The sequence below is a fragment of the Brevundimonas sp. GN22 genome, assembly GCF_054824005.1.
Map to the genome: position 1 here is coordinate 30840 of NZ_JSYD01000028.1, position 12566 is coordinate 43405.

Genomic DNA, 12566 nt, shown 5'->3' on the forward strand with positions numbered 1-12566 from the left:
ACCGGAAGCTGGCCCGTATCCACCAAACCCGTCAGGGTTCTCCTTCAGGACCTCGATCCCGAATGTCTTCCTCGGCGTCGCCTTGCTCGATCCGGCGCCAATCCTGAGGTTGGAGAACCCGAAAACCTGCCAAACGTTCGACTTCTTCTGTCCAACGAGCAGCGCGTCCGCCTTTCAGCAGGACGGCGTGTATCGCATTTTCCAGCCCAAGGGCCAAACTCAATTCATCCGCAGTGAATGCGCCGCACATTTTCGGCGCCGGAGCCACATGTCTGGCCATAGCTATCAGCTTATTGCGGCCATCTGCTGACCCGTCGGAAGCTTCGAGCATCCATGCGGCCTTGCCACTGCGGATCGCAGCGGCACTTTTTTCGAAACCAGAGATAAGTACGCCTTCGCGCCGGGCAAGGCCCAGTTGGTCCAAACAACGCTTAATCAGCAGTTTTTCGACCAAATCCGACAAATCTGATGCCGGTTTCAGCGGGGCCTTGGCGGCCCGCGCGAACATATTCTTCTTAACCGCCATATCGACAGAGGCGCGATCGGCCGCGACCCAAAGGCCGCGACCGGGCAGCTTGCGCGCCAAGTCGGGATAAACCGCGCTGTCCGGACCAGCGACGAAGCGGATCAGACGAGATTCATCGAGAACCTGGCGGGACACCAGATCCTGACGCTCTCTATCGATCAGCACCTCGGGCATAGTCATGAACAGCAGCGGTCCTCATCACGCGTCTTGGGGTTCGTCGGTGTCGCCTTGCAGCTCCACCTCTTCGACTTCGCCTTCTTCGGCGTTGTCGTAGTACTCGCCGTCAAAGGCTTCTTCACCTTCGACTTCTTCTTCGTATTCCGGCTCGGGCTGCGGCAGTTCCGAAGCGTCGATCCAGCCAGCAGCCACGCGGGCCTGCAGGATCAGCAGTTCGGCAGCTTCCTGCGTCAGGTTGAAGCTTTCCAGCACGCCAGCCAGCTTCACGCGCTCGCCGTTACGCATTTCGTGACCACCGCGGATTTCGTCGGTTGCCAGATCAGCCAGATCTTCAACGGTCTTCACGCCTCCTTCGCCGAGGGCAACGGCCATCTGCGGGGTGATGCCCGGGATTTCCAGAACACCGTCTTCGACGCCCAGCGCCTTGCGCTTGTCGTCGAGTTCGGATGCCAGACGCTCGAGGTATTCACGAGCACGGGTTTGCAGTTCTTCGGCGGTGTCTTCGTCGAAGCCTTCGATCTCGGCGACTTCATACGCTTCGACGAACGCCAGATCTTCCACCGTAGCGAAGCCTTCGGTCACCAGCAGCTGGGCGATGGTTTCATCGACGTCCAGAGCTTCCTGGAACAGCGAGGTGCGTTCAGCGAATTCACGCTGGCGACGCTCGGAGTCCTGGGTCTCGGTGATGATGTCGATCTGCCAGCCGGTCAGTTGCGAGGCCAGACGTACGTTCTGACCGCGACGGCCAATGGCCAGCGACAGTTGATCGTCCGGAACCACGACTTCAACGCGGTCGGCGTCTTCGTCCAGAACCACCTTGGACACTTCGGCCGGAGCCAGAGCATTCACGATGAAGGTCGGCTCGTCATCAACCCACGGGATGATGTCGATCTTCTCGCCTTGCAGCTCGGCCACAACAGCCTGAACGCGCGAGCCACGCATACCGACGCAGGCACCGACCGGATCGATCGATGAGTCATTCGACAGCACGGCCATCTTGGCGCGCGAACCGGCGTCGCGGGCAGCGGCGCGGATTTCGATGACGCCGTCATAGACTTCCGGCACTTCCTGGGAGAACAGCTTGGCCATGAAACCCGGATGGGCGCGCGACAGCATGACCTGAGGGCCCTTGGCCTCGGGACGGACGTCGTAGATGTAGGTGCGGATGCGGTCGCCGATGTTGAAAACTTCACGCGGGATCGACTGATCGCGGCGCATGATGCCTTCGCCACGGCCCAGATCGACGATCGTGTTGCCGTATTCGACGCGCTTGACCGTGCCGTTGACGATCTCGCCAACGCGGTCCTTGAATTCTTCGTACTGGTTGGCGCGCTCGGCTTCACGGACCTTACCGGTCACGACCTGGCGGGCCATTTGGGTTTGCACGCGGCCGAACTCGAACGGCGGCAGAACCTCGATGTATTCCTTGCCGACAACGGCTTCCGGATCGCGCTTGGCGGCATCGCGCAGGCGAACCATGGCGCTGTCGTTGAACTCTTCGAGTTCGTCTTCCGGCTCCCAGTCATCAGCCACGATGGTGGTGTGACGGGTCAGCGAAAGCTCGCCGGTCTTGTGGTCGATCTTGGCGCGGATGTCGTGGTGCGCGCCATAGCGCGACTTGGCGCCCTTCTGGATCGCTTCTTCGATCGCGTCGATTACGATCTCGCGGTCGATGTTCTTTTCACGCGCGACAGCATCGGCGATCGAGAGCAGTTCCAGACGGTTTGCGGAAATTCCGGTCACGGCCATCAGGCTTCGTCCTTGGACAGGTCAGGGTTTTGGTTATCAGGCGCACCTTCCGGCAGGCCATCATCTTCAGGCTCGCCACGGGCAGCGCGCAGGGCGGCACCACGCTTGAGCAATTCGTCGGTCAGAACCAGCTTGGCATCGGCCAGCCATTCAAACGGGATCAGGGCCGTTTCTTCTTCGCCGTCCAGATCGATAGCGACGTGATCGCCTTCGACACCGGCAACAATGCCCTTGAAGCGTTTGCGGCCCTCGACCATGCGGTCGGTTTCCAGACGGGCTTCAAAACCTTCAAACAGGTCAAAGTCCATCAGGCGGGTCAGCGGACGGTCGATACCCGGCGAAGAGACTTCCAGCAGATACTCGCCGGCAATCGGGTCCGAGACGTCGAGAACTTCAGAAATCGCGCGGCTCAGACGAGCGCATTCCTCGACCGAGATGTCGTTGTCCGACTTGCGTTCGGCCATGATCTGCAGACGACGACGCAGGGTGCCGCCCATCAGGCGCACACGCACCACCGCCAGCCCTTGGCTGTCGGCGATTGGATCGATCATTTCGAGAAGAGCGCGGTCTTCTGCGGTTTTGGCCCGCACGCGGAACCTCCGGAAAAACAAAAGCGACGGTCCGTCCGGGCCGCCGCTGAAACGACGCCGTTGACGTCGGTCTAACGATGTAGAGGTCCATATAGGGCAAACCCGCAACGTTGTCAGCCCTTAAAGACTTGCAGCGCTCCCTAACAGCATGCTTGTCAGCCTGCATGCGAGGATTTCTGACCAGTTTTGGACTGATGGTCGGGTTCGCGGCCTTGATGGCTGCGGGCGCGCAGATCGACGTCCCCATGCGCCCCGTACCCATGACCCTACAGTCGTTCGCCATCCTGCTGGCCGGACTGTGGTTGGGGCCGATCCGGGGAGCAGGTGCTGTGCTGTTGTATCTCGCATCTGCAGCAGTCGGGCTGCCGGTTCTGGCCGAGGGGTCTTCAGGTTTAGAGCCGTTTAGCGGCGCGACCGCAGGCTATATCTACGCCTTCCCCGTTGCAGCGTTTTTGGCCGGACTTTTCACCCGATTGGCTGAAAAGCGGCCGTCGCTGTCGGGGGCGCTCGCCTCCATCGCGACGCTGTTCGGCTTGCACCTGATCCTGCTGGGAGTGGGCACGGTGTGGCTTTCCACCCGCATAGGTTTCGCCGACGCCATGAGCGGTGGTTTCACGCCCTTCCTGATCGGAGCGGGCGTGAAATCCGCGCTGTGCTGGCTGGTCTGGCGCGCGGTTACGCGGTTCAGACGCGGCGGAACTGAATGAAGATCGGGTCGGTGTCGCCCAGTTTCTTTTCTTCGTAGCGGGTTACGAAGTGGTCCGACGGCGGGACGAACCAGTCTTCGCCTTCGGTCTCGATCCGTTCCAGACCCTCAGTGCGAAGCAGCCGCTCCAGTGTCCATTCCGCATAGTCGAACCAGTCGGTCACGAAACGCACCATGCCGCCCGGTTTCAACAGGCGGGCGATTTCCTGTGCGGTCTCGTCCTGCAGGAAGCGGCGCTTGTTGTGACGGGCCTTGTGCCATGGATCGGGGAACAGGATCATCACGCGATCCAGCGAAGCGTCCGGCAGGGCCGACATCACCGCGCGGGCGTCGTCGGCGTGCAGGCGAACATTCTTCAGCTGACCTTCCTCGACGTGACGCAGGGCCGAGGCCACGCCATTCAGGAAGGGTTCGCAGCCGATCATTAGGGTGTCGGGGTTTTGGCCAGCCTGATGGGCCAGATGCTCTCCGCCGCCGAACCCGATTTCCAGCCAGGCCGCCTTGGCCTCCGGCATCAGGACCTTAGGATCGATCGGGCCCGCCTTGGGATCGGGCACGGCGATCTGCGGCATGAGGGTGTCAAAAAGGGCAGCCTGACGCGCCTTGATAGGACGCGACTTGATGCGCCCGAACGAGCGCAAAGGACCATTGGGAAGAGCCCAGTCAGGGCGTTCTGCGTTGTGGTCGGGATTATCGGGCGTATCGGTCATGTGCGCGCCCTAGCCGATTACAGGCGCGCACGCAAAGCGTAGAAACGGATGAGGCTCAGCCCCACGGCCCGCGCGGGTTGTCCTGTGGTGTAGTGGGCACGCTGGTTTTGGCAGGCGCAGGCGTTGTGGGCACACTGGTCGAGGCAAAGCTTTGCGAGGCCGGGCGCGCGGAGCCGCCCATCTTCACAGCCAACTCCATCAGAGCGCGGACGCGGTTGTGCGTCGCCGGGTGGGTCGAGAACAGATTGTCGGCCCCCTTCCCGTTCAACGGGTTGATGATGAACATGTGGGCGGTCGCCGGATTGCGCTCGGCCTGCGGGTTCATATTGCCGCGTGCATAGGCTTCGATCTTTTGCAGCGCGTTGGCGAGCGCATCCGGATCATTGGCGATTTCGGCGCCCACGCGGTCGGCCTCGTATTCCCGTGCACGGCTGATAGCCATCTGGACCAGGCCCGCGGCCATCGGGGCCAGGATCATCAGGGCAATGGTGCCGATCATGCCGCCGGGGCGTTCGCGATCATCGCCGCCGCCAAAGAACATCGCGAAATTGGCGAGCATGGCGATAGCACCGGCGATTGTCGCGGTGATCGTCATGGTCAGGGTGTCGCGGTTTTTGACGTGCGCCAGTTCGTGGGCCATCACGCCACGGATTTCTGCGCGGGTCAGCATGTCCAGCAAGCCCGTCGTGGCGGCCACAGCGGCATTCTGAGGATTGCGACCGGTCGCAAAGGCGTTGGGCTGGTTGTTCGGGATGATGGTGATCTTGGGCAGAGGCATGCCGGCATCAAGCGCCATCTGCTTGGTATCGGCCACATAGGCGCGCACCACGGCGTTGGGATGGCTCTCGTCCACCACCTCAGCCTTGTACATCTTCAGGACAATCTTGTCGGCGTTCCAGTAGGAGAACAGGTTCATCCCGCAGGCCACAAGGAAGGCAATGGCCATGCCGCCGGTTCCCCCGATCATAAACCCGATCCCCATGAACAGGGCGGTCATCACAGCCAGTAGTGCGAAGGTCTTGAGATGATTCATTGGGCTTTAGTCGTCAAAGTGGGTGGCACGAGCGGCCTTATCCCCTATTTGATCATCTAACCCTCCGCTCTCAAGACGGTGCCCCTGTGACCGAACATCCCACCCCTTCGTGCGGCTGCCACTCTGATGGCTGCTCGACCCACGTTCACGACGACGCGCAAGCCGACGCGCCGCGCTATAACGAAGACGTTCCGCATGCGACGCCCGAGCGTCCGCTAAGCGAAGCGGCCCGTCGTGCCTTGATGGAAGCGGCCGAGCGCCGTGCCATCGATCTGGCGGCGAAGAACAATCCTGCCGAGTTCGGCGGTCGCAACGGTCCAGAACCGACGCGTTTCGGTGACTGGGAGAAAAAGGGCATCGCGATCGATTTTTGACATCGCGTCACTCCCTCGCGACCTTGTGCCGCAGGGTTGTGAGATCAAAAACGGCGGCTCCGTTCGGGACCGCCGTTTTTGCGTTCAGGACATGATCAGACCAATGCGATTTCGCGGGTGATGGCCTGTGCTGCCTCGCGCGGATTGGCCGACGCTGTGATAGGGCGACCGACCACAAGATGCGTCGCGCCTGATTTCAGAGCTGTCGAAGGCGTGGCGGCGCGGGCCTGATCGTCCAGCGCGGCACCGGCGGGGCGCACGCCCGGCGTGACGATCAAGAAGTCACTGCGGCCGGCCTCTTCGGCAATCTCGCGGACACGGGCGGCCTCGTGCGGGCTGGACACCACACCGTGGATGCCAGCCTCGAGTGCCTGACGCACGCGCAGTTCGACCAGATCCGCCGCCGACAAGCTATGGTCATCGGCCATCAGGTCATCGTCGGTCAGGCTGGTCAGGACCGTCACGCCCAAAATCTTGAGGTCCGATCCTGCAGCACCGCGGGCCGCAGCCGCCATTACCTGAGGGCGGGCATGGACGGTCAGAAGGTCACAGCCCGAGCCTGCCAGAACCGCCGTAGCCTTTTCGACCGTCGCGCCGATGTCGTGCAGTTTCCAATCGAGGAAGATTTGCGCGCCTGAGGCTTTCAACTCTCGGGCCAGTGCCATGCCGTCAGATGCAAACAGTTGCAGGCCGACCTTGTAGAAGCCCACAGCATCGCCAATCCGCTCGACCAGCGCGCGGGCGTCGCCCGCCGTCGGGACGTCCAGTGCACAGATCACCCGGGGGTCAAACGGGCGGTTGGCCAGATCGTTATTGACGGCTTCTGACATTTTGAACCTCTGTGCGGGTTGCAGCATCGCTCATATACCCCGATAGGAAGACTATAGGGGCGCCGCGGGCGCATAATCTGATTTTTGGTGAGGCGACGCGATGAACGCGAGCGAACTGGGTGTCAACCTCTTCGTGACGCTGTTTGCGTTGTTGGACCCGATCGGCAACCTGCCGATTTTCGCGGCCGCAACGGTTGGTGCCACGCTGCGACAGCGGGTGTCGGTTTCATTCCTGATCTGCCTGTTTGCTTTCGTCTTCCTGCTATTCTTCCTCGCGACCGGTCTGTGGCTGCTGGAGTTCTTCGGCATTTCGCTGGCGGCCTTCCGCATTGCGGGCGGTATCCTGCTGCTGTTCCTCGGTCTGGATATGGCGCGCGAAGACTTCCTGAAGATGTTCGCCGACAACGATGTGACGCACGACAAGTCCGATGTGCGCGGCTATGCGCGCCGTCGTTTCCAGCGTCTGGTCGTACCGTTCGCCATCCCGCTTATGATCGGGCCAGGTGCCATCTCGGCGGTCATCATCAATGCCGGTGAAGCCGCCAAGCTCGGCGCGATTGGCATGTCCTATTCGGTGGCGGCGATTGGCGGTGCCTGTATCGTTTCGTTCATCTGCTTCTCGATGACCGGATGGTTGAACCGCATCCTGGGCGAAGTGGGCATGGCCATTATCGTGCGCGTTCTGGGCCTGATCCTGTGTGCGTTGGCGATCCAGTTTATCCTGATGGGTCTGGGCGAAGCGCTGCCGGGGATGATCAGCTCGGGCGTGACCACGCCCTATCCGTCGGGCAACTGATGAAACGGAAAACGGCGGCTCCCACCGGAGCCGCCGTTTTTCTTTTAGATCCGCTCCAGCGCCTTGGCGTGTTTGGCGGCGGTATTCAGCCCCAACCGGTCGGGCATCAACTTGTTGATCGTGGCCAACAGTCGATAGCGCTTGCCCGGAATGATGCGTGGCTTGTCGGTCTCGACGGCATCCCAGCCGTCGTGCGCCACCCGTTCGGCGCTCAGCCACATCCATTTCGGATAGGCCTTAGAGACCTGATCGCGCGAGCCGTTCACATCGTGGAACTCGGTATAGGTATAGCCGGGACAAAGCGCCGTGACGTGCACCCCCTTGCCGCGGTTCTCGATCCAGAGACCTTGGGAGAAGCGGATCAGGAAGCTTTTGATCGGCCCGTAAAGCGTGTCGCCGCCAGTAGCCTGAAGGAAACCGGCCATGGAGGCCACGTTCAGAATACGCCCCCAGCCACGCTCCTGCATCGCCGGCATCCACGCGCGGGACAGCTCCACCGGAACGCCCAGCATCACGCGCAGCATGGCGGCCTGGGCCTCGGGAGGCGTCGTGACAAAGCCCTTGGTGTTGCTAAAGCCCGCATTGTTGATCAGGCCATCGACCGTCAGACCGCGCGCGGCCACCGTAGCGACGAGCTTTTGTGACGCATCCGGTTCGGCCAGATCAGCCGTGATGACATGAGCCTTTATACCGTGTTCAGCCTCGACCTCGGCGGCCAAGGTGTTCAGCGGACCTTCGCGGCGGGCGATCAGGATCAGGTCATAGCCCTTGGCGGCGCACACACGTGCCAGCGCCGCGCCAATCCCTGCCGATGCGCCTGTAATGGCAATCGTGCGTCGTGCCGTCATCCGTCCCTCCCCGTAAGCGGATGCTATGTCAGTGATATTATGCCGCCTGCGGACAGGAGGCGTGCGGGGTCAAGCCGCGCAGACATTCCGGATCTTCGGCCAGAAGGTCGGCAATGGTGATTTTAGACAGGGCGTTCGCAGCGGCTGTATCTGCTGCCGTCAATGCCTTGGCCACCTGACGCGGAATGTGCTGACCGACGGGGCAACCCTTGGCCCCTTCCGGCGTCGAACCCAGATGGGCGCATCCGTTCACGGCTCGAAGCACCTCGTCGAGGTGGATGGTCTCGGGACGGCGCAGCAGCCACGAACCACCGCTCGCCCCCGGACGGGTCGCAATCAGGCCCGCCTTGGCCAGCAAGGCCGTCACGCGGCGGATCACCACCGGATTGGTCGGCACCGAGGCGGCCAGAACGGCGCTGGCCGCAGCATCCTTGGCGTCATACGCACCCTTGTGGGCCAGATAGGCCAAGGCGTGGGCGGCGACCGGGAATTTTTGGCTGTCAGACATGTGGCATAGCTCTCCGGCCCTTAAGGTAAGGCGTCCACAAGGGTTTCACAAACCTATCTGCATCAGAATCTGTTTCTTTTATCGGATGCAGCGCGTTAAGCCCCTGCCTTTACAGCATATTCCCATGCGGCGTCAGACAAAGGTTTAACCTGTGCGGCCATGGCCTTGGCATGGTCACTGGCGGCTGTGCCATCGCGGACCCGTCCGGCGATCCCCTGACAGATGGCGGCGAGCCGGAAGAGATTATACGCCAATAGCCAATCCAGATTGGTCGGCTTGCCCAAACCAGTCGCCTGACCATAGCGCTCGGCCAGTTCGTCGATGGACGGGATGCCCAGTGCTTCGAGGTCCGCACCCAACAACCCGTTCCGCAACTCCTGCGGAATGGCATAGGCGATCAGCAAATAGGAAAAATCGGCCATCGGATCGCCAAGGGTCGAAAGTTCCCAATCCAACACAGCCTGCACCTTCGCCGCGCTCGGGTGAAGGATCATATTGTCGAGGCGCCAGTCGCCATGGACGATGCGGCTCGGCCCCTCGGCAGGAAGTGTCGCCGGAAGAAAGTCGATCAGACGATCCATGGCCGGTACCGGCTCGCCTTCCGAAGCGCGATATTGCTTGGTCCAGCGGCTCACCTGACGTGCGAAGTAGTTGCCCGGCTTGCCATAGTCCGCCAAGTCGATGGCGACGGGATCAAGCCGGTGAAGCGCAGCCAGCGTATCGACCTGTGCAAACCAGATTTCGCGGCGCTGCTCCGGCGTCAGGCCCGGCAGTTTCAGGTCCCAATAGATCCGGCCTTCGACCTTTTCCATCACATAGAAAATGGAGCCGATGACGCTGTCGTCCTCGCACAGGCCATAGGGCCGCGCGACGGGGAAACCCTGTTTGTGAAGGGCGCTGATGACGGCGAACTCACGATCCACCGCATGGGCGCTGGCTAGGAGGGTGCCCGGTGGTTTGCGGCGCAGGACATAGGATCGCGAGGGCGTGACCAGCTCATAGGTCGGGTTCGACTGCCCGCCTTTGAACTGCCGGACCTCCAGCGGCCCTGCAAATCCTTCGACATTTTGGGCGAGCCAAGCCAGAAGCGCTGTCTCGTTCAGGCGATAGCGGGGATCAACCTCGCGTGTGCCGGAAAATGCCGTCTGGGCGTCCAGTGCCTCGCTCATCTCGTCCCTCCCCTCGCTGATATGTCAGTCGTCGGCTGCCGCTACGATGGCGGCCTTTACCGCCCGACGCCAGCCCTTGATCAATCGGGCGCGTTCACCCGCGGGCATGGAGGGCTGCCATAGGGCCGGTGCCGTTTGTGGCGGGGCCCACAGCGTCTGTGTCAGGCCGCAGCCCAACGCTGCCAGTCGCGCCGCGCCCAGCGCCGTCATTTCCTGAAACGCCGGCCGCTCGACCTCGATGTAGCAGATGTCGGCGATGAACTGCATCACAAAGGCATTGGCCGTCACGCCGCCATCGACCTTGATCCGCTTCATCGGCGGCGCACCGTCTTTCTGGAGGGCCTCCAGCAAATCGTAGGTCTGATAGGCAAGGCTCTCCAGTGCCGCACGCACCAGATGGGCCGGTCCGCTGTCGCGGCTAAGGCCAATGACCGTCCCGCGGGCATCCGGCTCCCACCACGGTGCCCCTAGACCCGTAAAGCCGGGAACCAGATAGACCCCACCATTGTCATCCAGCGTCTGGGCGACCGCCTCTGACTGGCGGGAATCCGAAATCGCCTTCAGCCCGTCGCGCAGCCACTGAACGGCAGATCCTGCCGAAAAGATGGAGCCTTCCAGAGCATAGTGGACCTTGCCATCGGCAGCCCAGCCCATGGTGCCCAGCAGACGGGCTTCGGATCGCACAATGTCCGGCCCCGTATTGGCGACGAGGAATGCACCGGTGCCATAGGTAATCTTGGCGTCGCCCGCCTCCAACGCCCCGTGTCCGACGAGGGCCGACTGCTGGTCCCCCGCTACGCCGTGGATTGGTAGCGCCCGACCCAGGAGCGAGGGTTCGCAGTCACCGAAGTGGCTATCGCTGGGTTTGATCTCCGGCAGGGCTTCCACCGGAACATTGAACAGGTTGCACAACGACGGCGACCACTGCATCGTCTCCAGCGCCATCAGATTGGTGCGAGCGGCATTAGTCACATCGGTGACGTGGGCGGTACCGTTGGTCAGCTTCCACATCAGCCAACTGTCGATGGTGCCAAGCTTGATCTCGCCAGACTTGGCGCGCGCGCGACCGTTCTCGACCTGATCCAGCAGCCACGAGAATTTCGACGCCGAGAAATAAGGATCGAGGATCAGGCCGGTCTGTTCGCGCACTTCATCTTCATGGCCCGCCTCGACCAGTCGATCCATTTCGGCAGCAGTGCGGCGGTCTTGCCAGACGATGGCGCGGTGAAGCGGCTTTCCGGTCTGGGCGTCCCAGATGACCGAGGTTTCGCGCTGGTTGGTGATGCCGACGGCGGCAAACCGCTCGACGCTGCCGGACTTCTTGATCACCTCGCGGCAGGTTTGCAGTACCGCCCTCCATATCTCTTCGGCATCATGCTCGACCCATCCCGACTGCGGAAAATGCTGAGCAAGTTCGATCTGGCTGACCGCCAGAACCGAGAACACACCCTCGGGCGAAACCTCGAAGGCGATGGCACGGGTCGAGGTCGTGCCCTGATCGATCGACAGGACGAGATCATGCTTCATGAGGGTAACTATGCAGATGTCACAGTTACCCGTTAAGGGAAAACTATGCGCACCCCGACCTATTCCGGCGTTGTTGACGCCGCCCGCCAGATCGCCCCTGCCATCGTTCGTACGCCGCTGCTCGAACTCCCCGCTCTGAACGGGGCCGTCGGCGGGCGGGTTCTGATGAAGGCCGAGACGCTCCAGGTCGCGGGCGCGTTCAAGTTTCGCGGGGCTTATAACCGCATCAGCCGCCTGACCGACGAAGAGCGGACGCGCGGCGTCGTCGCCTTTTCCTCCGGCAACCATGCGCAAGGCGTCGCCGCCGCCGCCCACGCCATGGGTACCAGCGCCATCATCGTCATGCCCGCCGACAGCCCCAAGGTGAAGGTCGAGGGCGTTCGCAGCTTTGGCGGCGAGGTGCGCTTCTATGACCGCTGGACCGAGAGCCGCGAGGAAATCGGGGCCGCCATCGCCAAAGAGCGCGGTAGCATCCTCGTGCCGCCCTTTGATGATCCGTACATCATCGAAGGTCAGGGCACCTGTGCGCTGGAACTGCTGGATGATGCCGATGGCCCGATTGATCAGCTTCTGTGCGGTGCTTCGGGCGGTGGCCTGATGGCCGGTATCAATCTGGTCATGGCTGAGCGTAGTCCCGACACCGCCGTCTATGTAGTCGAGCCTGAGGACTTTGACGACACCCGCCGCTCTCTGGAAGCGGGCACCCGCACGGCCCACCCCCAAGGCAAGCCGTCGATCTGTGACGCGCTGATGGCCCCAATGCCGGGGGAGCTGACCTTCCCCGTCAACCAGCGGCTGGCCGGTGCCCTCACCGTCTCGGATGCCGAGGTGGCCGAGGCCATGCGCTTTGCTTTCCGCTGGTTGAAACTGGTGATCGAACCCGGCGGCGCGGTCTCTCTAGCCGCCCTGCTCAGCGGGAAGATCGACACCAAGGGCAAGACCACCGCCATCATCCTTTCGGGTGGCAATGTCGATCCCGAACAGTTCGGTGACATCATCAACGGACGCTTCAACGGCTAAGGC

The 12566-nt window shown here is 62.2% G+C and carries 14 protein-coding genes; 4 read left to right on the forward strand and 10 right to left on the reverse strand.

What is annotated here, in order from left to right; all coding sequences use genetic code 11:
* Positions 1–31: 31 nt before the first annotated feature.
* Genes OB03_RS04610 through rimP form a run of 3 tightly spaced genes read right to left on the reverse strand, consistent with a single transcriptional unit; the run spans position 32 to position 3042 of the window.
* On the reverse strand, positions 32–706 hold the full coding sequence (locus OB03_RS04610; protein ID WP_242912471.1) for an RNA-binding protein: 675 nt from the start codon (positions 704–706) through the stop codon (positions 32–34).
* Positions 707–724: 18 nt separating this feature from the next.
* Positions 725–2452, reverse strand: a complete 1728-nt coding sequence (nusA, locus tag OB03_RS04615) for a transcription termination factor NusA (protein ID WP_242912472.1) — start codon at positions 2450–2452, stop codon at positions 725–727.
* The gene (gene rimP / locus OB03_RS04620) at positions 2452–3042 is read right to left on the reverse strand and encodes a ribosome maturation factor RimP (RefSeq protein ID WP_242912473.1); all 591 of its coding nucleotides are present in this window, start codon (positions 3040–3042) and stop codon (positions 2452–2454) included. Before rimP ends, nusA begins: the two co-directional genes overlap by 1 nt.
* A gap of 194 nt (positions 3043–3236) precedes the next feature.
* Here rimP and OB03_RS04625 point away from each other — a divergent pair, with 194 nt between their 5' ends.
* Positions 3237–3749, forward strand: coding sequence for a biotin transporter BioY (locus tag OB03_RS04625; RefSeq protein WP_461343357.1), 513 nt, complete (start codon positions 3237–3239; stop codon positions 3747–3749).
* Here the strand turns inward: OB03_RS04625 and trmB are convergent.
* Both trmB and htpX read right to left on the reverse strand, forming a co-directional pair.
* On the reverse strand, positions 3727–4458 hold the full coding sequence (gene trmB / locus OB03_RS04630) for a tRNA (guanosine(46)-N7)-methyltransferase TrmB (protein WP_461343358.1): 732 nt from the start codon (positions 4456–4458) through the stop codon (positions 3727–3729). The genes OB03_RS04625 and trmB overlap by 23 nt on opposite strands.
* Before the next feature lie 55 nt (positions 4459–4513).
* Entirely contained in the window at positions 4514–5491 is a 978-nt protein-coding gene (gene htpX, locus OB03_RS04635; protein WP_461343359.1) for a zinc metalloprotease HtpX, read from the reverse strand.
* Positions 5492–5577: 86 nt separating this feature from the next.
* Here htpX and OB03_RS04640 point away from each other — a divergent pair, with 86 nt between their 5' ends.
* Positions 5578–5865 (forward strand): DUF1674 domain-containing protein, encoded by a 288-nt coding sequence (locus OB03_RS04640; RefSeq protein ID WP_461343360.1) that lies wholly within the window; start codon positions 5578–5580, stop codon positions 5863–5865.
* 95 nt (positions 5866–5960) lie between these two features.
* Here OB03_RS04640 and pyrF read toward each other — a convergent pair whose 3' ends face one another.
* Positions 5961–6695, reverse strand: coding sequence for an orotidine-5'-phosphate decarboxylase (pyrF, locus tag OB03_RS04645; protein ID WP_242912477.1), 735 nt, complete (start codon positions 6693–6695; stop codon positions 5961–5963).
* A gap of 100 nt (positions 6696–6795) precedes the next feature.
* Between pyrF and OB03_RS04650 the strand changes: the two genes are divergently transcribed.
* A complete protein-coding gene (locus OB03_RS04650; protein ID WP_242912478.1) occupies positions 6796–7491 on the forward strand; it encodes a MarC family protein in 696 nt (231 codons plus the stop codon).
* Between the two features lie 44 nt (positions 7492–7535).
* Here OB03_RS04650 and OB03_RS04655 read toward each other — a convergent pair whose 3' ends face one another.
* The 4 genes from OB03_RS04655 to glpK form a co-directional block, all read right to left on the reverse strand.
* Positions 7536–8339 (reverse strand): SDR family NAD(P)-dependent oxidoreductase, encoded by an 804-nt coding sequence (locus OB03_RS04655; RefSeq protein ID WP_461343361.1) that lies wholly within the window; start codon positions 8337–8339, stop codon positions 7536–7538.
* 37 nt (positions 8340–8376) lie between these two features.
* The gene (locus OB03_RS04660; protein WP_242912480.1) at positions 8377–8847 is read right to left on the reverse strand and encodes an Rrf2 family transcriptional regulator; all 471 of its coding nucleotides are present in this window, start codon (positions 8845–8847) and stop codon (positions 8377–8379) included.
* 95 nt (positions 8848–8942) lie between these two features.
* The gene (locus OB03_RS04665) at positions 8943–10016 is read right to left on the reverse strand and encodes a phosphotransferase family protein (RefSeq protein ID WP_461343362.1); all 1074 of its coding nucleotides are present in this window, start codon (positions 10014–10016) and stop codon (positions 8943–8945) included.
* 24 nt (positions 10017–10040) lie between these two features.
* On the reverse strand, positions 10041–11543 hold the full coding sequence (gene glpK / locus OB03_RS04670; protein ID WP_461343363.1) for a glycerol kinase GlpK: 1503 nt from the start codon (positions 11541–11543) through the stop codon (positions 10041–10043).
* 45 nt (positions 11544–11588) lie between these two features.
* Between glpK and OB03_RS04675 the strand changes: the two genes are divergently transcribed.
* On the forward strand, positions 11589–12563 hold the full coding sequence (locus OB03_RS04675) for a threonine ammonia-lyase (protein WP_461343364.1): 975 nt from the start codon (positions 11589–11591) through the stop codon (positions 12561–12563).
* Positions 12564–12566: the final 3 nt, after the last annotated feature.

Bases quoted from the DNA above. Each gene is read 5' to 3' on its own strand.
- nusA (WP_242912472.1), bottom strand. From the start codon at position 2,452: ATGGCCGTGACCGGAATTTCCGCAAACCGTCTGGAACTGCTCTCGATC.
- OB03_RS04655 (WP_461343361.1), bottom strand. From the start codon at position 8,339: ATGACGGCACGACGCACGATTGCCATTACAGGCGCATCGGCAGGGATT.
- OB03_RS04675 (WP_461343364.1), top strand. From the start codon at position 11,589: ATGCGCACCCCGACCTATTCCGGCGTTGTTGACGCCGCCCGCCAGATC.
- htpX (WP_461343359.1), bottom strand. From the start codon at position 5,491: ATGAATCATCTCAAGACCTTCGCACTACTGGCTGTGATGACCGCCCTG.
- OB03_RS04610 (WP_242912471.1), bottom strand. From the start codon at position 706: ATGACTATGCCCGAGGTGCTGATCGATAGAGAGCGTCAGGATCTGGTG.
- OB03_RS04625 (WP_461343357.1), top strand. From the start codon at position 3,237: ATGGTCGGGTTCGCGGCCTTGATGGCTGCGGGCGCGCAGATCGACGTC.
- OB03_RS04660 (WP_242912480.1), bottom strand. From the start codon at position 8,847: ATGTCTGACAGCCAAAAATTCCCGGTCGCCGCCCACGCCTTGGCCTAT.
- OB03_RS04650 (WP_242912478.1), top strand. From the start codon at position 6,796: ATGAACGCGAGCGAACTGGGTGTCAACCTCTTCGTGACGCTGTTTGCG.
- trmB (WP_461343358.1), bottom strand. From the start codon at position 4,458: ATGACCGATACGCCCGATAATCCCGACCACAACGCAGAACGCCCTGAC.
- pyrF (WP_242912477.1), bottom strand. From the start codon at position 6,695: ATGTCAGAAGCCGTCAATAACGATCTGGCCAACCGCCCGTTTGACCCC.
- glpK (WP_461343363.1), bottom strand. From the start codon at position 11,543: ATGAAGCATGATCTCGTCCTGTCGATCGATCAGGGCACGACCTCGACC.
- OB03_RS04665 (WP_461343362.1), bottom strand. From the start codon at position 10,016: ATGAGCGAGGCACTGGACGCCCAGACGGCATTTTCCGGCACACGCGAG.